Here is an 18,786-nt window from a genome sequence, read left to right on the forward strand (position 1 = left end):
ACCTCTCCCACCTCCTCGAAGGAAACCATCATGTCCGCCCACCGCACCCGCATCTACGTGCACGGCCAATGGGTTCAGCCGATCAGCGGTTCGACCACCACCGTCACCAACCCGGCCACCCTCGAACCGGTCGGCACCGTCCCGTGTGTCCTCGAACCGGATGTCGACCTGGCCGTCGCCGCCGCACGAAGTGCGTTCGAGTCGTGGAGCCGAACCCCGGTCGCCGACCGCACCGCAGTCCTGCGTCGGGTTACCGGCCTCCTCCGCGAGGCCGCGCAGGAGATGGCCGAGGTGATCACCCTGGAGATGGGGGCACCAGCCGACTTCGCGCGCAGTGAGCACGTGGACCTGCCCCTGACCATCATGGACGACTATCTCGACGAGTTGTCATCGAACGCGCATCTGTTCCAGAGCACCCTCGACAACTCGTTGGTGGTCCGCGAGCCGGTCGGTGTGGTCGCCGCGATCACGCCCTGGAATTTTCCGCTCTACCAACTCGTCATCAAGGTGTTTCCGGCGCTCGCCGCCGGATGCACGGTGGTCGCCAAACCCAGCGAGCTGACCCCACTGTCCACTTACCGGTTCACCGATATCCTTCACGCGGCGGGGCTGCCCGCGGGTGTGTTCAACCTGGTGCCGGGCAAGGGCTCTGTTGTCGGGGCGCACCTGGCCTCGCACCCCGACGTCGACCTGGTGTCGTTCACCGGTTCGACCAATGCTGGGGTGGCTGTCTCGACCGCCGCGGCGCCGACCGTCAAACGGGTGGCACTGGAGTTGGGGGGCAAGTCCGCGGCTGTGATCCTGCCCGGCGCTGATCTCGCGGCCGCGGTCGAGGGGACCGTGACCAGTTGCTTCTGGAACACCGGGCAAACCTGCAGCGCCCTGACCCGCCTGGTGGTGCCCCGCGCACAGCACGACGACGCGATCGCGGTGGCCGTGCAGACCGCGCAGACCCTCGCCGTGGACATGGGCCCGGTGATCAGCGCCGACCAGTTCGCCTCGGTGCAGGAGCTGATCAGCTCCGGTATCGCCGAGGGCGCCGAACTCGCCTGCGGCGGACCAGGTCGGCCGCCGGGACGGGACGAGGGATATTTCGTGCGTCCCACCGTCTTCGGGAATGTCTCCAACAAGATGCGGATCGCCCAGGAGGAAATCTTCGGGCCGGTCCTCACGGTCATCCCCTACGACACGGTCTCCGAGGCCGTCGACATCGCCAACGACTCCCCGTACGGCCTGTCCGGGGCGGTGTGGGGACCGGACAACGAGACCGCCCTCGACATCGCGCGGCGGCTGCGCACCGGCCAGGTCGACATCAACGGCGGCCCCTTCAACCCCAAAGCCCCGTTCGGTGGCATGAAGCAATCCGGGGTGGGCCGGGAGTTGGGCGTCTTCGGGCTCGAGGAGTACCTCGAACTCAAATCGATCCAGTTCCCGCTGTGAACTCGCCACCTCGTCAGAAACGATTGGAGATAACTATGGACGTCACCGCAGCGGTATTCCGTGAACCGGGACAGCCCTTGACCATCGAAACGCTGCAACTGGCCGGACCCGGTCCCGGCGAAGTGTTGGTCAAGGTCGTCGCCAGCGGCATCTGCCACAGCGACCTGCATGTGGTCAACGGCGAGTGGTCGTCCCCGGCACCACTGGTGCTCGGCCACGAGGGCGCCGGAATCGTCGACGCCGTCGGCGACGGGGTGACCACGGTGTCCCCGGGCGATCACGTCGTCCTGTCCTGGATGCCGTACTGCCGCCGCTGCCACTACTGCCTCGCCGGGCGGCCCAACCTCTGCGCGTTGGTCGAGTCCACCGCTTACAACAGCGTGATGCTCGACGGCACCACTCGGCTGTCGCAGGACGGCGAACCGGTCTACAGCTACCTGGCCACCGCCTCCTTCGCGAACTGGGCCGTGGTCCCCGAAACCGCCGCGATCCGCATCCGCGACGACGCCCCCCTCGACAAGGTGTCCCTCGTCGGTTGCGCGGTCGCAACCGGAATCGGTGCCGTCGCCAACACCGCCCGTGTCCGGATGGGATCGTCGGTGCTGGTCGTCGGCTGCGGCGGGGTGGGCCTCTCCACGATCAGCGGTGCCGTGATCGCCGGCGCCGGACAGGTGATCGCCGTCGACATCAACGACTCGAACCTAGAGCGGGCCCGCGCACTCGGTGCCACCCACACCCTCAACAGCCGAACCGAGGACGTGCTGGCCGCCCTACCCGGAATCACCGGGAGCGCAGGTGTCGACTACGCCTTCGAGGCGATCGGACTACCGACGACCATCGAACTCGCCTACGACGCACTCGCCCCGGGCGGCACGGCCGTCGTGGTCGGCCAGGTCGCCGAGGGGAAGAAAATCACCATCGACCCCTTCGTGATGTCCGACCGCGAAAAGACCCTGACCGGAAGCAACTACGGATCCTGCCGGCCCCCGGTCGATTTCCCGAAGATCGTCGACCTGTACATGAACGATCGACTGCCGCTCGACTCCTTGATCGAGCGCACCATCGACATCGGCGAGATCAACAAGGCATTCGACGCCATGGTGCGCGGCGAAACCGCCCGCAGCATCATCATCCACCAACACTGAGCACCGGCCCGGCGCCACACGCAGGTAAGTGGCCACGCCCATACCAAAGCCTGAACACCCCGCCACCCTGGCGGACGCGTCTGCCCATCGCAGGTCAGCGTCGTGCCCGTTTAAGAACTATGAGGTGAATTCGGAAGTGAACCGAATACCCGGCCGAGACTTCTCGGCCCTGTTCGACCCCCGATCGGTCGCCGTAATCGGGGCGAGCAACGACCACAGCAAGTACGGCAATTGGCTCAGCGCCCAAGCCCTGCGCATGAAGGACCTCAGGTCGGTGCACCTGGTCAACCGGCGTGCGGAGCCGGTACTCGGTTATTCCACGGTCGCCGCACTCTCCGATGTGCCCACCACCGTCGATCTGGTGGTGATCACGGTGCCCGCCAACGGCTTCGAGGACGCGGTGGACGATGCGCTGGCCGCCGGCGCGAAGGCGATCGTGGGTGTGACCGCCGGCTTCGCCGAGCTGGGGGAGGACGGGCGCACAACCCAGAATCGGATCGTTGAGCGTGTGCGCGATGCCGGTGCGATGCTGCTGGGTCCGAACTGCCTCGGCGTCTCCGACTCGACGACCGCACTGACACTCGCCTCCAACCCATTACCCGCCGGTCGGGTCAGTTTGCTCTCCCAGAGCGGCAACATGGCACTCGAACTCGCCGGGTTCTTCGGCCGCCGCGACCTGGGCTTCGCCCGGTTCGTCTCGCTGGGTAACCAGGCCGATGTCACGGTCGCCGACTTCATCGACGCCTGCGCCGAGCACGACGGCACCGATCTGATCGCCGTCTACTGCGAGGACTTCGGCGACGGCCGCGCCGTTGTGGCCGCCGCCGCCCACGCCCGCCGCCGAGGAAAGCCGGTCGTTCTGCTGACCGTCGGCGGGAGCGAGGCCTCCGTCCGCGGGGCCCGCTCACATACCGGAGCCCTGACGACCAGCTCGGATGTCCTCGATGCCGCGTGCCGGCACGCCGGCATCTACCGTGTACATACCCCGCGCGAACTCGCCGACGTCGCGGCGATGCTCCTCACCTGCCAACCCCAGACCGTCAGTCAAGTCGCCGTCATCGCCGACGGCGGCGGCCACGCGGGGGTCGCGTCCGACGTCCTCGAATCCTCCGGCTTGACGGTCCCGGAATTCTCGGCGCAAATTCGGCAGCAGCTGCGGGCGGCACTCCCACCGTCCGCCGGGGTCAGCAACCCGATCGACCTCGCCGGCGCCGGCGAACAGGACATCACCTCCTTTGCCGCCACCCTGGACACCGTGCTGACCGGCCCGGAGATCGATGCCGTGGTCGTCACCGGATACTTCGGCGGCTACGGCGACTACGGTGACACCCTCGCGCAGGGGGAGATCGACACCGCTCATCGCATGGTTCAGCTCGCCCGCCGACACCACAAACCCGTTCTGGTGCACACCATGCGGCCGAGCAGCGCCGCGGCGAGCGTCCTCACCGCTGGGGGCATCCCCGTCTTCGAGGCGATCGAGGACGCCGCCCGCACCCTCGGCGCCCTCGTCGACGTCCCGCCGCCACCGGCATCGACACCTGCCCCGGTCGGGTCGACGCCGGTGCTGACCTCCGACGGATACTGGGACGCCCGCGAGCTGTTCCGGGACGCCGGTGTCGACTTCCTGCCGGCCCGACTGGTCCACACCCGTGCCGAGGCGGTCGCCGCATCGGATGCGATCGGGTATCCCGTGGTCCTCAAAGCCATGGGAATACTGCACAAATCCGACGCCGGCGGCGTGGTCCTGGGCCTGCGCGCCGCCCAGGACGTCGAGCGGGCCTTCGACGCAATGGAGCGCTCGCTCGCAGCTCCCGGGTACTGCGTCGAAGCGATGGCCGACCTAGACGCCGGGGTGGAGCTGATCGTCGGGGTCCAAACCGATCCACGGTTCGGGCCGATCGCCATGGTCGGGATCGGCGGTGTGTTCACCGAGGTCCTCGCCGACGTCGCCTTCGCGCTCGCCCCCATCGACTCCGTTGCGGCCCGCCAACTCCTGGGCCGTTTACGTGCGGCAGCCTTGCTGCGCGGTGTCCGCGGTCGGCCCCCCATCGATCTCGATGCCGCCGCCGAGGCCATCGCCGCCATCACCTCGGTGGCCGCCGAACACCCCGAGATCGCCGAACTCGAGGTCAACCCGCTGCTGGCGACCCCACGCGGGGCCGTCGGCTTAGACGCTCGAATCATCCTCACAAACAACTTGATCGACAACCCTGAAAGGACTTCCTGATGGATTTCGGATACACCCCCAAGCTTGCCGAGCTGAAGGAACGCGCTCGCGCGCTGACCGAGACGATCATCCCCTTCGAGCTCGAGTGCGAACAGAACAACGGGCTCACCGCACAGGCCCATGCGACGATCAAGCAGGCCGTCCTCGATTCCGGGCTGCAGGCCATCAACACCCCCACCGAGTACGGCGGTGCCGGCCTGAGCGTGCTCGAACAGGCCGTCGTCCAGGACGAGCTCGGCAAACTCACCAACGCCCTGTGGGACACAGTATGGCGGCCTGCCAATCCCCTCGCTCACGCCACCTCAGAGCAGATCGAGCGCTACCTGATCCCCGGTGCCCGGGGTGATCGCCGCGACGCCGTCGCCATCTCCGAGGCGAACGCCGGCTCCGACTTCTCCAGCGCCGTCACCACCGCCAAGCCCGACGGGGGCGGGTACCTGATCAATGGCGAGAAATGGTTTGTCACGGTCGGTGACGTCGCCGACTATCTGATCGTGCTCGCCAATGTCGAACCCGACAACGCCCCCACCATGTTCCTGATCGATGCCGATACCCCCGGGGTGTCGATCAAGCACGTTCCCCGGTTCACCCACACCTTCGTCTACGAGCACCCCGAGTTCACCTTCGACAACGTCCGAGTCGGCGCCGACGCCGTCCTGGGCGGAATCGGAGAAGGCCTCGAACTGACCCGGGACTGGTTCACCGAGGAACGCCTGATGATCGGTGCCCGCACCATCGGCGCCGCGGAACGCGCCCTGACCCTGGCCGTCGACTGGGCACGCGACCGCGTCCAAGGCGGACAACCACTGATCAACCGTCAGCTCATCCAGGGCATGATCGCCGACTCCGTCGTCGACATCACCACCAACCGGGCGCTGACCCATCAGGTCGCGTGGGAGTTCGACCATGCGGACCTCACCGACCCGGCCGTTCGCAAGACGCTGCACGCGAAGGCGGCAACCGTGAAACTGGCCGCCTCGGAGGCGTCGAACCGGGTCGCCGACCGTGCCGTCCAGATCTTCGGCGGCCGCGGATACATTCGCGACTATCCGGTCGAGCGGCTCTGGCGCGAACTACGAGTCGACCGGATCTGGGAAGGCACCTCCGAGATCCAGCGACTAGTCATCGCGAACGAAGCCAACAAGCGCGGACTCGACAAGCTCCTGTCCTTCCCGCACCCGGTCTGACCCAGCGTCCACCCGTTCTCCACTCCACGATTTCGACTCAGGTGTGACGTCGTTCCTTCAAAAAGGGGAGGCAGCACGAGGGCCAGAGTTCGGGCTGATCACCCGCCGGAGTTCCCATTCCCGGCAACAGCGATAAGGAATAGGAACTCCGGCACAGATTTTGACATCGACGAGGTCATGGCTCGCACAGTGAGGATGGTCTAATTTATTCAGATTGCTTGTTTCCCACGCATTCCCACCCGATTTGCCGACCACCCATCTTGAGATACGGAGGAACGGCGCCGACCACACCCACTGTTCGCCGCCCCGCGCCCCACCTGAATTATCCGCGGAACGTGGGACACCGCAACGGCGAAGAACGCCGAACAGGCCGCCCTCTGGGTGGCAGTGCGCGCACAGCCGACCGACACCGACCACCCCGACGCGGAACCGAAGTGGCCCATCGCGCCACCTTCCCCGCAGCGGTCTTCCCAGCGTGGCCGAGGATCCCAGCCTCGCCCGGCCGCGGCACCGCGCCGCATCGCACGACCGCCCCGGCCGCCCTCGTCCATCCTTCACAGGTCAGGTGTCGCTACCGCGGTCCATCCGACGAATCCGCTCGCGGCGGGCATGCTTGGCCAGCAGGTGCTTCCGGCTGTTCGGGGCGCGGAACATCTCGTCGAGCATCCGGTTCTCGATGTTGTGGTGGAAGCGGAGGATGCGTTTGGCCGCCAGATACACCAGCTCCTGACGGTCCGAGCCGAGGCGCTCGGCGAGGGCGTCGAGATGCACGAGGAGTTCGTCGTCGAGCGCGACGTCAACCCGGGCCGTACGCGGCGCGGGCCGCAGGTCATGCACCGGCGCAACGGTCTCCAGGTCCTCTGTGAGGTCGCCAGGGTTGCCGAGGAGCCGGCGCACTGCAACCCGCACCACCGCAGAGGCCAACCGACTCCCCTGCCGGTCGGCGAGCCGCTCGATGTCGCGGCGTGCGGACGGGCGGAGCGACACCTTGAACTTCTCATCGAGCCCGGATGCGGTGGCCTCGTCGATCAGCGCCGCCCGGTAGTGCCCAGGGGCGGTGAGGAAGCGGTGCACCGCGACCGCGACCAGGTCTCGCGGCGACGCCTCGTAGCGGGCGGCGAGGGCGAGGAAGAGGGCCGCCGTCGGCGAGTCCAGTTTCAGGGTGACCGGATCGTGGGGAAGCGCCCGTGCCAGGGCGGCGACCCGGCGGGCCTGCGCGAGATCGACGTCGGCGCGCGGGGATCCGATGAGTCGGCGGATCCCGACCCGGAGCAGCGCGGAGACCCGGCGGGGACCGTACTCGTCCGCCAGCTCCTCCAGCCGGCGTTTGGTGTCCTCGTCGAACCGGAAGACGTGCCGTTTCCCGAACGGGTTTCCCTGTGGGCTCGGCGCCTTGCTGACGGCGGGCGCGGCGGTGGCCTGGTCAGCGGTCTGCCGGCGGCGGGTGTTCCGGGCGAGGAGCTTGTCCCGGTTGGCGTCCCCGCGGTAGATCTCCTCGGTCACGGCCTTCTCGAGGTCCCGCGGGTTTGCCAGGAGCTGTCGGGCGGCCAGGCGCATCAGTTCGGCGCGGTCGGAGTCGAGCTGCCCGGCGAGGGTGTCGAGTTGCTGGCGCAGGTCGTCGTCGAAGTGCACGTTCGTGCGCGGGCCGAGGGTTTCCGGGGTCAGGTCGCGGGCGGCGCCGATCGTGGCCAGGTCGGCGGCGAGGTCTCCGGGGTCGTCGAGGAGTCGGCGTACCGCGACCCGGATCGCTGCGGCGGTGCAGGCGTCGCCGTTGCGGCCGATGAGTCGGTCGAGCCGGACCAGCGTGGAGCGGTTGAGGTACACGCGGGTGCGGCAGGTCAGATCGGTGCGGGCGTCTTCGCGGAGCACCGGGTGGCGGAACCGTCCTGCCGCGGTGAGGAAGCGGTGCAGTGCGACGCGGACGATCGCGCTGCGGTCGGTGTGGAACTCGTGGGCGAGTTGGTTGAGGCGAGTGCTGGTGGCGGGGTCGAGGTCGAGGGGTCGCTCCGCCCAGGGGATGCGGCGGGCGTCGGCGGAGGCCCGGCGGGCCCGCTCCAGTGCCTCCGGCACCCGGTCAGGGTCGGACAGCAGTCGTCGTGCGGCGACCCGCACCAGTGCCCCGAAGCGGCGCGGGCCGATGCCGGCGGCCAACTCCTCGAGGCGTTGTTTGGTGGTCGGATCGAACCGGAGCGGGATCGGATCCCCCACCGGTACGCGGCCCATGTTTGTCTCGCTCATCACCGGCCATTGTTCCGGTGCGTCCGGGGACCTTGATTCGCACCCCATGGCACTCGCCGCCGCCGCAGTCGGTCACTGCGCGGCGGCGAGCCGGTGTTTGCGAAATGCATTGCGCCCCAGAACCCATGGATGCTGGGGGGCGCGGGAGTGTGAATGCTTCAGGAGAGGTTGAGCGGTGTGTACGGGGTCGGCTGCGGCGGGGTGTACTGGCTGACTGGGACGCCGCCGATGGTGCCGAACTGGTCGAGGTCCATGCGGAACACGATTCCGCGCTCGGGATCCCACTCATAGGTGCCGAAGCCGTTCTCGGTGTGCTGCGGCACCACGGTGTCTGTGGGCTCGGCCTGACTGTCGGCGCTGCTCTGTGCGTGTTCCGTCATGTCACCAACTTTACAAGGTTGCATTGTTATGTCGCTATCCGGTGCCGATATCTCATCCGTATCACTGGCTCGTTCCCAGTTCGCCGATATCGGGGGTTCACTGTTCGCTGTCGGCGCGTGGTGACGGGGTCTCCGCCAGGTGGGTGAGGGTCTCCCCCACTGCGGAGGCGAGTTCGTCATCGGTGGGGACGAGTTCGCGCACTGGTGAGGGCAGGGTGTCGTAGGTGTAGTCGGCGACCGCCAAGGGTGCGGTGGTTCCAGCCAGGGAGTAGCGGACGACGTTGTCGTTCCGTCCGGCGCACAGCAGGATCCCGATGGTCGGCGCGTGCTGGTTGTGGTCGCGCAGGTTGTCGTCGATCCAGGACACGTAGAAGCCGAGCTTGCCGACGTACTCGGGTTCGAACCGGCCGACCTTCAGCTCGACCACGACGAAGCGGGCCTGGATCCAGTTGAAGAACAGCAGGTCGAGGAAATTCCGACCTCGGAATTTCGTCGATTATTCTGATTCCCGGGTTATTCCGAGGCCCGGTGTCGAGCGGCTGCTTTGTGCTTGAAGCCTGGGGTGATGTTGGTTTCGGTTGGTTGGGTGTCGGGATATTGCGGTCATCTGATTCCGAGTAGCCGGTTGAGGATGTCTTCGTTGTCGTGCCAGACAGCCTGGGTTGGCTGGAGTGTCGGGGCGCCGTTGGCGGTGGCCTTCTGGATGGCACGGCGTTTCATTTCGGTGTCGGCGTGGGCGTAGATGAGTGTGGTCTCAGGGTCGGCGTGCCCGAGCCACTCGGTGAGTAGCGCGAGCGGCATGCCTGCCTGGTAGAGGTGCATGGCTCGGGAATGGCGCAGCATGTGGGGGTGCGCTCCGGCGGGCACTTCAGCGCATGTTCGGTGGGCGGCTTGGGCGTGCTGGCGAATGATCCGGGCGGCGTTGTCGTCGGACATGCGCGTCTTGCGGTGGCTGTGGATGGTGTAGAACAGCGGGTCGCCGAGTTGGAGGTCGGGGTGGAACGCGGCGGTATAGCGCCGGTAGTGGGCGGCGGTCTCCTTCGTGATGGGGATGCGGCGGGGTTTGGATCCCTTGCCGAGCAGGTCGATGGTGAGACGTTGGGCGTCGAGGTCTCCGATGGCGGCAGAGAGCATCTCCGCGTCGCGGGCAGCGGTGTCATACATCAAGATCAAGAAGAACTGGTCTCGCAGTCCGGTTCGACTGGACGGATCAGGTTGTGCCAGAAGCGCCTTGATAGCGTTCTGGCTCATGTGAGAGACGGGTTTGGTGGCGGGCGCTTTCATCAGCGGGATGCCTGCGAGATCGGCAAGATAGATGGCCAGTGTCGGCTCGGCGATGGCGGCGTACTTGAAGAACGACCGGATGCAGGCGAGGCGCTGGTTGTAGGTTGCCGCCGTCCAGCTGCGTTCCGCGCGTGTCTGTTCGAGGAACCCCGTGATGCAGGCGCGGTCAAGCATCGGAAAGGTGATCTTGTCGACGGGGACTCCACCGGTGTCGCAGACGTGACGCAGGAGCATGTTCCAGGCGCGGCGGGCAGATTCGATGGTGTGGGGGCTGGCGACGCGTTGCCTGGGCAAGAACACGGTGAACCAGTCGCGCAGGTGCTTGAGGAAGGTGTCGGCCGGTGTGCTCATAGCGGCGGCTCCGGGATGATCCCATCCGCGCTGGTCAGGCCCGTCGCGGCGATCCGCTGGGGCAGCAGGTGGACGTAGTAGGCGGTGGCTGTGTAGGTGGCGTGGCCCATGTAGGCCGACAGGTAAGGCAACCAGACACCGAGGTCGCGCCCTTCGTCGACCCAGCGCGCGAGTGTCCGGGTGGCGTAGTTGTGCCGCAGCGTGTAGGGCGTCGAGCCGGTGGCGACCCCATCGGCTCCTGCCCGAACGCGGTGGTACTGCGCAGTCAGCCAGCGGGGCGGGTAGGGCCGGCCGGGGGCCTGTTCGAAGAACCACTCGCGATCGGGCTGGCGCACGTCGGCGAGCCGGTCGAACCTCGCCAACAGCTCGGTCATGTCGTAGCCGACTGGGACGAGCCGGTCTTTGCGGCGCTTCCCCTGGACGACGGTCAGCACCATGGTGTCGAGGTCGACGTCGGCGCGGCGTAGCCGCCGGGCCTCCTGCGGTCGAAGCCCGCAGCCGAGCATGAGACGGAACACGACCGGGATGATGTGCTCGCGGTACGGGCTCAGCTTCGACGGTCCGATCCGGTCACATGCGTTGAAGAACCGTTCCAGCTCGTCGTCGGTAAACATGTGCGGTAAGCGTCTGGCGGGTTTGCCGATCCAGGCGGACGGCATCACGAACGCATCGGCACCGACGGATTGAAGGTACTTGCCGAAGTTCCGGATGGCATGCATCTTGTAGCCTGACCTGCCCGCCGACTTGCCCTCGTCGCACCACTGTGTGGCCAGTTCCCTTGTCAGGGCGGTGGCGTCGGGATGCTTTGCTAGGCAGAACCGGTCGAAGTTTTGCATCACGAACGGCAGCGGGCCCGTGTAGAGGCCCAGCGAGTCCCTCAGCTCCAGCATTGCGGTGATATGGGAGGCGAACGCACTGTAGTAGTTGGTCATTGCAGCGCCTCCGCCCGGCATCCAAAGCCGGTCAAGGGCAGGTAGCACTCGCGCAGCGAGTCCGTGTCCAAGGCGATGTAGCGTTTCGACGAGTCGATTCGGGCATGACCGAGAATCTGGGCGGTCATCGGCAGTTCCGTACCGGTCTCGATCAGCCTGGTGCCCAGCGTGCGACGTAACGCGTGGAACGTCTTTCCGTCGCCAGCCCTGTGGTGGATGCCCGCCGCGGCCAGATAGCGTCTCATGATCAACGCGCCCGTCGGTCCCGTCAGTTTGACGTGCGGAGCGTAGGCGCGCAGGAACACCTCGGGTGCATCGGAGGCAGGCCTGGCGTTCAAGACATAGTCGGCGACCGCGTTGCCCGCCTCGGCGGTGAGCGGCAGCGCCAGCGTGGCCGAGGTCTTACGCTGCACGATTCTGATCTCATCTCGTCGCCAGTCGATGCTCTCCAACCTCAGATCGGTGATGTCGCCGCAGCGCAGCCCTGTCGACACGGCCAGTCGTACCATCGCGTAATCCCTGTTGCCGACTGCCGTCGCGGTGTCGATCACTGCTAGCAGCCGGGCGACCTCGTCCTGGGTTAAGCGCGGCAAGATCCGAATCCGTCTCGGTGAGACCTGTGACAACATCGCGTGCACTGGAAGGTCGGACAGTTCGAAGTCGTTGAGGAAGCTGAAGAATCGCTTGACCGCCCACACGGTGTTCCCCATGCCCGACCGGTGATTCGGGGCCACGGCCATCAGGAATCCCCGCACGTCGTCCAGCCCGACACTGCCGAAGCTGTCATGGCCACGGTCACGCAGATGAGTAAGCAGCTGCCTGATCTCGCCCACAGCCAACTCGACCGAACCGACTGCCAGGGTTCCCGAGAGCGACTCGTCGAACAAGCGCAGGGCCGTCTCGAAGCGTGATGGAAGCTGCGTCGACATCGGACGCCGCCTGCGCCATGCCACCTTCCCGGCCAGCTTGAACTCGAGCAGCATGTTCGCTGCCTTCTCCAGCGACGACCGGAACACCGGGCCGATATTCCCGCGCTGCAGACGGGTGTCCTGCTCAGCCAGGAACCTGTCGCGGACCTGCTCGTTGTACTCGTCGATCGCGTGGTCGGTGCAGTACCTTGCCACGGTCGCGCAACAGCTCCTCTGATACTTCAGCGATGCCTCAGTCAGTCCGGCACCCCGGGCTGCCGTCAAAACTCCGTCCACCAACACAGACATAGCTGGTTCCATGGTCTCGTCCTTCCATCGTGACGGTCACGGACGCTCCATCGGACGTCCGCAACCAACACAACGGCATGACCCCGCAGCGCGCTATCGGCCGGAGACGGTCAGCGGTTTTGAGGGAACTATTCCGACAACCGCTCCGAAAACACGTCGTCAGCGCAGGACCTACGCGCAGATCGGCATAACCCGAGAATCGGAATAATCGATGTAGAAGTCGTCGCCGTCGACGTCGAAGTGGTACTGCCGGCCGACGAACGCGAAGCCGTGACCGAGCTCGAGCAGGAACCGTTCCAACCGTGCCATCAGCGCCGCTTCGAGTTCGCGCTCCGCGACCCGATCGGTCAGATCCAAGAAGTCGAAGACGTACGGGTCGCGGACCAGTTGCTGGGCCAGGTCGGAGTCACCGGTGGGCAGGTGGTCGGTGAAGTTCGAGGGTGCTGCCCCGATCCGCTGGTCGAGTCGGTTGCGGATTTGATGGGATAGGACGTTGCGGGACCAGCCCCGCTCGAACGCCGCGGCCGCGTACCAGTCGCGGGATTCCTGGTCGTCGAGGCGGTCGACGAGCACGGTCACGTGTCCCCACGGGATTTGTCCAACAGCTTGTTGGACGAATGCGCTCCGGGGCCATGCCGAGGCGATCTTCCGCATGTAGTGCAGATTGCTGCGGGAGAATCCGCGCATCTCGGGGAACTCGGACCGCAGGTCGACGGCAAGTCGGTCGATGACCTTGCTCCCCCACCCCTCGGCTGCCTGGCGGTCCAGGATCGCGCGGCCGATGTCCCAGTACAGCAGGAGCAATTCGGTGTTGACCACTCGTGTGGCCCGGACCCGGGCCTGACGGACCTGGGTTTTGAGGTGCTCGAGGAAGTCGCGGTAGTCGTCGGGCAGCAGTGGAGAATCACTCACCCGCCCATCCTCCCGTACGACCGGAAGCGCGAACGTTGGGCACCGTCGATACGTACCGTGCGTCGCGGGCGAATCACGCGTGGCCTACTCACGGGTCGATTGCGGGGGCGAGGAGTGTGGCCAGTTGTTTGCGGGCGCGGTGGATTCGGGTTTTCACGGTCGCGACGGTGACGCCTTGGTGTTCGGCGATGTCGGCGTAGGGCAGGGAGGCGAATTCGGCGAGCACGATGGCGACGCGGAAGTCTTCGGGGAGTTGGGCGAGGGCGCGGCGGACCACGTCGATGGTGGTGATTTGCTCGTCGAATCGGGGTGTGGGGTCTTCGAGCAGGATGCCGTATTCGCCGTCGGTGTCGTCGAGGCTGTCGGTGTTCTTGCGGCGTCGGACGACGGCGAGGGCGGCGTTGGCGGCGATGCGGTGCAGCCAGGTGTTGAAGCGGGCGTCGCCGCGGAATTTCGGGAGGTTCTGCCAGGCTGCGGTGAGCGTGTCTTGCAGGGCGTCTTCGGCGTCGTGGGTGTTGCCGGTGATCTGCAGGCACACGTGCCAGGCGTTGGTGCGGTAGCGGCCGGCGAGTTCGGCGAAGGCGTGGTGGTCGCCGGCTCGGCACGCCGCGATCAGGTCCGCGTCGTCCATGTCTCGTCCCCCCGTGCCGTGATCACTGTCGTTGCCGCCCCCTGGGCGCCGAGGGAATCGTACCCGGCGTCACATACAGCCGCCGGAACCAGGAATCTGGTCCTAGGCCGCATCCGGGGCGGCGGGGTGGTCAGAGTGGGTCGATGTCGTGGTGTCCGCCGAGGTCGATGCCGAGGTCGGCGGGGTCGTCGGCGCCGAGGGTGGACGGGTCGACGTGGTCGTCGCCGAGATCGAAGTCCTGCCCTGGGGGGATGTCGAGATCGATGTCCTCGTCGGTGTCGGTATCGAGGTCCGGGCCTGGGACGTTGCCGTCGTCACCATCGGTGTCGAGGTCGGTGTCGTCGTCGATCAGGATGATGTCGTCGTCCTCGGGTACGACCGGTACGTCGTCCATGTCGGGGACGAGGTCGGTGTCGACGGGTGCGGTGGTGGGGTCGAGGGCGACCTCGAGGGCGCGCGCCCACACATCGTCGGGCACGGGCGGCAGCGCGCCCGATACCCCCAGTGCTGCAAGGACGGAGTCGTCGTCCACTGCTGCTCTCACCTCGTTTCCCTCAGTATGTCGGCGCCGCCACAGACGCCCACACTCGTTGGATGCACCGGATCGACGAAAGGTTCCCGCCGGCCGCCCGCATCTTCGAGCACCCTCACCGATGGTGGTGACGGCCTCTCCAGTGTGCACGCCCAACCTGTCGTCGGTTGGTAGCGACTACCGCTACAGGTCGATCATCGCCCACCGGCGATCGGGTGCGGCCACCGACATCGCCACCGGGTCCGAGTGGTCGGCCAGGTCGGGATCGGGGGTGTCGGCGACCAGCATTTTGCAGCCCGAGTCCGCCCATGCGTCCTCGAACTGGTCGATGGGCACCTCGAGCTGGTTGCCGTTCGGGGCGCCGGGGTCGGAGAGGATGACCACACCGCGGGTTTCGTCGATGCCGGCGACGACGAGGAAGTGGTCAGCCGTGTCGTCTTCCCCGGCTTCTTGGTCCGGGTTCCAGATCTCCCCGGAGTCGACCATCGCGATTACCCCGTAGCCGTCCTCGAGCTTGGTTTTCAGGTCGTCGATCGAGCTGTCCTGCACGGTGCAGGGCACCCCTTGGTCCTCGAGGAGGATCTCGAGGTTCGGCAAGGTCATGCCCTGCGCGGGGTCGCCGTCCTGCATGAGTCCGAGTTCGAGGGCCCGGTCGACGAGTTGTTGGGGGTCGTCGATGACCACGCCGGTGTACTGGGCGATCACCTGCGCGGCGCTCGACGGTCCGCAGTAGCCGTCAATCTGCTGGAAGAACCAGTTCACCGACCATTCCACCGGGTCCCCGTACACCCCGTCCCCGCCCGCACCGTCGACCGGGGGCACCGGGGCGGTGCCCGGGTCGACCGCCGGTTCGGTCGCATCCTGCGGCGTCGGGGGCTCGGTGAGATCCGGGTCGAGGGCGCTCAGGTCGATGACGGACAGATCCACCGGTCCCGTCCCGTCAGCGACCTCGACGAACGGGTCGTCGTCGACCGGTTCGGGGATCGCGTCGAGGCTCTCGTCGACGGGGACCGGGTCGCCGAGGTACGTGTCGTCGTCGAGTGGGGTGGCGGACCAGGCTGCTGCGTCCAGATCCGCGGCGATGTCATCCATTCGGTGCTCTCCCGGTGTGAGGTTCGGCCGCATACAGGTCGGGTGGGTGCGGGGTGTACTGCACCCACCGGCCGTTCGAAGCTGGTGGGCGCCGCCAGTGCGACGCCCAGGTGTGCGGGTCAGGCCAGGTCGGTGGCGGTCTGGTCGGCCGGCGTCTCGGCCGGGTACGTGCCGGCCTGCTCGTGGTAGTGGTCCTCGGCGGGGATGAGGGCTTCGAACTGCTCGATCGACCCGAGGTGCCCGTCGGTGGCGGTGTCGAATGACTCCTGGGTGCCGTCGTTGTCGGTGTCGGCGGTGCGCAGGTCGAAGGTGCCGTCACCGTTGGTGTCGACCAGGGTGTCGTTGGTGATGCCGTCGAGGTCGGTGTCGAGGAGGGCGGTGTCGAAGCGGCCGTCGCCGTTGCTGTCGATCAGGTGCACGTCCGGGTTGCCGTCGGCGGTGGTGTCGAGCCGGGTGTCGGTGATCCGCCCGTCCTCGATGACATCCTGGCGGACCGGTGCGCCGGTGGCGGGGTCGAGGTGGGTCGCGAGATCGACGGTTCCGTCGTCGTCGAGGTCCTCGGCGAGGCGGATCCCGGTGGCGGTGGGGGCGATACCGGTTTCGTAGGTGCCGTTGCCGTCGGTGTCCTGCTCGACGAGGGTGATGGAGCCGTCCTCGTCGATGTGGGTGATGGTTTCGACCCCCTCGATGCGGGTGTGGATCAGGTCGACGTTTCCGTCGCCGTCGACGTCGCGCGGCGAGTAGTACTCCCCGCCGGTGCCGGCGCCCAGATCGGTGTCGTCGGCGGTGCCGGTTCCCACGGTGGTGTCGGTGGCGGTGGGGCCCGGAGCGGTACCAGCTCCGACTGGATCGACTGCCACCGGCGGCTGCTCGCCGACGGCGGGGGCGGGGGTGTAGGTGGCGTCCTGCGGGTCCCCGGTCAGGTTGGGACTGGATGAGGTGGTGCCGGTGGTCTGGGTGTCCTGTGCGGTGCGGGGGTTGCTCATCTCGAATCCTTGTCGTCAGTGTTGGCCGGGAAGCGTAAGTTCCCTGTGCTGTCGAGAGTTGGATGCGGTGAGTGCCCCGAAAGGTTCCCGGCCTTCCTGAAAAACTTTGCGGCCGGCCGCGACTGAGGGTGAAAGGCCTGCACAGACAGCTGCGCCCGCCCGAAAAGGGCGGGCGCAGAGACTCTCTGCGGTTTTCGTGGGAGTTAGTTGATCAGGCCGGCGCGGGAGAGGAACGTCTTCGCCCCGTCGAGGCCCTGGGCGTCGCTGAAGCTGGCCATCACCCCGGTCGAGCTGTTGGCGTACCAGATCGAGTAGGTGTTCGCGTAGCCCGGGCCGTCGATGTGTGCGGCCGCGGTCCGCGGGATGTTCTCCACGATCTCGTTGTCGGTCGAGGTGGTGTCGTTCTGGAAGCCCTGCCGGATGCCGAGGACCCGCTTTTTCGCCTCGGCGGCGTCGACGCTGACGATGATCGACTGGTAGTCCTGGTCGGAAATCCCGGCGGTCAACGCCGTGCCCTCTTTCAGGGTGCATTGCATCTGCAGGCCACCGTTCTCGGTTTCCCCGTTGGTTTTGCAGTTCTCCAGATCTGTCCGCAATGCTGCCGGAAGGGCCGCCAGTACAGCATCTTTCGTGGTCGGAACCTGACTGTTCCCGGTCCCGGCGGCGCCGGCCTGCTCTGCGTCCGCGGTGTCACCGGCTGCGGCTGCGGTGTCGGCGGGCGGCATCTGATCGCCGGCCCCCTTGTCTCCGGTGAGGGCAACTGCTCCGATAACTCCGGCGGCTATCACCACGGCGGCGGCTGCGGCGCCGATCACCGCCCACTTCTTCCTACCCGTACCTGTAACTGTGCCCGTCGGCGCGGGCGTGGGTGCGGGTTGCCATGTCACCGTCGTTCGGTCCGGACCGGACGACGGGATGGGTGCCGGTGCCGCCGCTCCACCCAGGCGGTCGGGCGGCGACGGCGGGGTGGGATGGGTGTACCGCGACCCGACTCCGCCTGCGGCGGCGGCGGCGGTGTTGCCGAGGCCGCGGACGATCGGGGCGGCCGCCGCGATCGCCCCCTGCGCGACGACGGTCTTCGGGTCGTCGAGAGTGGCGATCGGCCCGAGCGCCTTGAGGTGCTCCTGCACTATCGGGATCCGCGAGGACCCTCCGGTCAGATACAGCGCGTGCAGCCCGCTGGGGTCGGTGACGTGGGCGTCGGCGAGCGTCGCCCGGGTGAGGGTGACCGCCTTCTCCAATGCCGGGGTGATGAGCTCCTCGAACTCCTCACGGGTGATCTGGAACTTCTCGGTGTGCCCGCCGCCGGCGACGGTGATGGTCGCCGACGGTGCCTCCGAGAGCAGTTCCTTGGCGCGGCGGATCGAATCGTCGAGGGCGTGCCGGATGTCGATCGGCGCCGATCGTAGGTAGTCCCCCAGTTCGGGGTTGCGGGCGTCGAGTTGCTCGTCGACCCACCGGCGGATGTAGGCGTCGAAGTTCTTGCCGCCGAGGCCGTTGTCGCCGCGCGCGGCGACCACGTCGAATGTGCCGTGGTCGTTGGCGGCCAGCACGGCGATGTCGAGGGTGCCGCCGCCGAAGTCGAACACCGCGATCTTCGCGCCCGGGGGCAGGGTGTTCGACCGCGAATAGTAGTGCGCCGCCGCCCGCGGTTCGGACACCGTGGTCACCTGGGAGGGGTCCAGCCCGAGTTGGGCCGCGGCGTCGAGGAGTACCTGGATCTCGCGTGGGGACCAGGCCTCGGGGTGGGTGAGCACCAGCTGGGCGGGTGCTTGCCCGGCGTGTGCGGCCCGGGCCCGGGCCATGACCGAATCGAGCACTGCGGCGACCGGCACCGATGAGGGGATGGCGTAGCCGTTGACAGTGACGACGCCCTGCCCGATCACCCGCTTCGGTGAGGGCATGTAGGCGGCGGGGTTGGTTTCGGCGCGGTTGGTGGCCACGTCTCCGACTGCGATCTGGTGTGGAGATTCGACGAACACCGCCGAGGACATCGTGGTGCGGTTGTGGCTGAGTTGCAGTGCTTCCACCGCGCCGTTGACCGCGCCGGTGTGTGCGGCGGCGGTGTTGGAGGTGCCGAAGTCGATCCCCAGCAGCCAGTCCGGCCTAGACATTGATACCCCTCGTGATCGAGCCCCACGGAATGCGCCCGGCGGCCTGTGCTGCGCGGCCGCGCCCGGGCATCATGTCATGGCGGCGCGGGGGCGGTGGCTGCGGCGTTCGGTAGAACAT

Annotated in this window: 14 protein-coding genes and 2 pseudogenes; 4 read left to right on the plus strand and 12 right to left on the minus strand. The window is 67.2% G+C overall.

Annotated features, from left to right (window positions below; translation table 11 throughout):
• Positions 1-30 precede the first annotated feature (30 nt).
• The 4 genes from OYT95_RS38975 (at position 31) to OYT95_RS38990 (ending at position 5,999) form a co-directional block, all read left to right on the plus strand.
• Positions 31-1,440, plus strand: coding sequence for an aldehyde dehydrogenase family protein (locus OYT95_RS38975; RefSeq protein WP_268792929.1), 1,410 nt, complete (start codon positions 31-33; stop codon positions 1,438-1,440).
• A 35-nt stretch (positions 1,441-1,475) separates the two neighbouring features.
• Positions 1,476-2,585 carry a Zn-dependent alcohol dehydrogenase gene (locus OYT95_RS38980; protein ID WP_268792930.1) on the plus strand — a complete coding sequence of 370 codons (1,110 nt, stop codon included), beginning with the start codon at positions 1,476-1,478 and terminating at the stop codon, positions 2,583-2,585.
• 136 nt (positions 2,586-2,721) lie between these two features.
• Complete coding sequence (locus OYT95_RS38985; RefSeq protein WP_268792931.1) at positions 2,722-4,812, plus strand: acetate--CoA ligase family protein; 2,091 nt, start codon at positions 2,722-2,724, stop codon at positions 4,810-4,812.
• Positions 4,812-5,999 (plus strand): acyl-CoA dehydrogenase family protein, encoded by a 1,188-nt coding sequence (locus OYT95_RS38990; RefSeq protein WP_268792932.1) that lies wholly within the window; start codon positions 4,812-4,814, stop codon positions 5,997-5,999. Before OYT95_RS38985 ends, OYT95_RS38990 begins: the two co-directional genes overlap by 1 nt.
• A 561-nt stretch (positions 6,000-6,560) precedes the next feature.
• On the opposite strand, the gene OYT95_RS39000 is transcribed toward OYT95_RS38990, so the two are convergent.
• The 12 genes and pseudogenes from OYT95_RS39000 to OYT95_RS39055 all read right to left on the minus strand — a co-directional run bounded on the left by OYT95_RS39000 (position 6,561) and on the right by OYT95_RS39055 (position 18,668).
• Positions 6,561-8,237: a CopG family transcriptional regulator gene (locus tag OYT95_RS39000; RefSeq protein ID WP_268792933.1), complete on the minus strand. Its 1,677-nt coding sequence runs from the start codon at positions 8,235-8,237 to the stop codon at positions 6,561-6,563.
• Positions 8,238-8,395: 158 nt separating this feature from the next.
• Complete coding sequence (locus tag OYT95_RS39005) at positions 8,396-8,617, minus strand: hypothetical protein (protein WP_268792934.1); 222 nt, start codon at positions 8,615-8,617, stop codon at positions 8,396-8,398.
• Between the two features lie 97 nt (positions 8,618-8,714).
• Positions 8,715-9,089: pseudogene (locus OYT95_RS39010) on the minus strand (PDDEXK nuclease domain-containing protein); the annotation flags it as partial.
• A 131-nt stretch (positions 9,090-9,220) separates the two neighbouring features.
• A complete protein-coding gene (locus OYT95_RS39015) occupies positions 9,221-10,252 on the minus strand; it encodes a tyrosine-type recombinase/integrase (protein WP_268792820.1) in 1,032 nt (343 codons plus the stop codon).
• Positions 10,249-11,184, minus strand: a complete 936-nt coding sequence (locus OYT95_RS39020) for a tyrosine-type recombinase/integrase (protein ID WP_268792821.1) — start codon at positions 11,182-11,184, stop codon at positions 10,249-10,251. The genes OYT95_RS39015 and OYT95_RS39020 overlap by 4 nt, the downstream gene beginning before the upstream one ends.
• Positions 11,181-12,167, minus strand: coding sequence for a tyrosine-type recombinase/integrase (locus tag OYT95_RS39025; RefSeq protein WP_268792822.1), 987 nt, complete (start codon positions 12,165-12,167; stop codon positions 11,181-11,183). Before OYT95_RS39025 ends, OYT95_RS39020 begins: the two co-directional genes overlap by 4 nt.
• A 441-nt stretch (positions 12,168-12,608) precedes the next feature.
• A pseudogene (locus OYT95_RS39030) lies at positions 12,609-13,313 on the minus strand (PDDEXK nuclease domain-containing protein); the annotation flags it as partial.
• A gap of 88 nt (positions 13,314-13,401) precedes the next feature.
• On the minus strand, positions 13,402-13,944 hold the full coding sequence (locus OYT95_RS39035) for an RNA polymerase sigma factor (RefSeq protein ID WP_268792935.1): 543 nt from the start codon (positions 13,942-13,944) through the stop codon (positions 13,402-13,404).
• A 130-nt stretch (positions 13,945-14,074) separates the two neighbouring features.
• Positions 14,075-14,488, minus strand: coding sequence for a hypothetical protein (locus tag OYT95_RS39040; protein WP_268792936.1), 414 nt, complete (start codon positions 14,486-14,488; stop codon positions 14,075-14,077).
• A gap of 171 nt (positions 14,489-14,659) precedes the next feature.
• A complete protein-coding gene (locus OYT95_RS39045) occupies positions 14,660-15,568 on the minus strand; it encodes a C39 family peptidase (RefSeq protein ID WP_268792937.1) in 909 nt (302 codons plus the stop codon).
• A 119-nt stretch (positions 15,569-15,687) separates the two neighbouring features.
• Positions 15,688-16,554: a hypothetical protein gene (locus tag OYT95_RS39050; protein WP_268792938.1), complete on the minus strand. Its 867-nt coding sequence runs from the start codon at positions 16,552-16,554 to the stop codon at positions 15,688-15,690.
• Between the two features lie 203 nt (positions 16,555-16,757).
• Positions 16,758-18,668: an Hsp70 family protein gene (locus OYT95_RS39055; protein WP_268792939.1), complete on the minus strand. Its 1,911-nt coding sequence runs from the start codon at positions 18,666-18,668 to the stop codon at positions 16,758-16,760.
• Positions 18,669-18,786: the final 118 nt, after the last annotated feature.

It is taken from the genome of Rhodococcus sp. JS3073 (assembly GCF_026810085.1).
In the GTDB taxonomy this organism is placed as follows: domain Bacteria; phylum Actinomycetota; class Actinomycetes; order Mycobacteriales; family Mycobacteriaceae; genus Rhodococcus_F; species Rhodococcus_F wratislaviensis.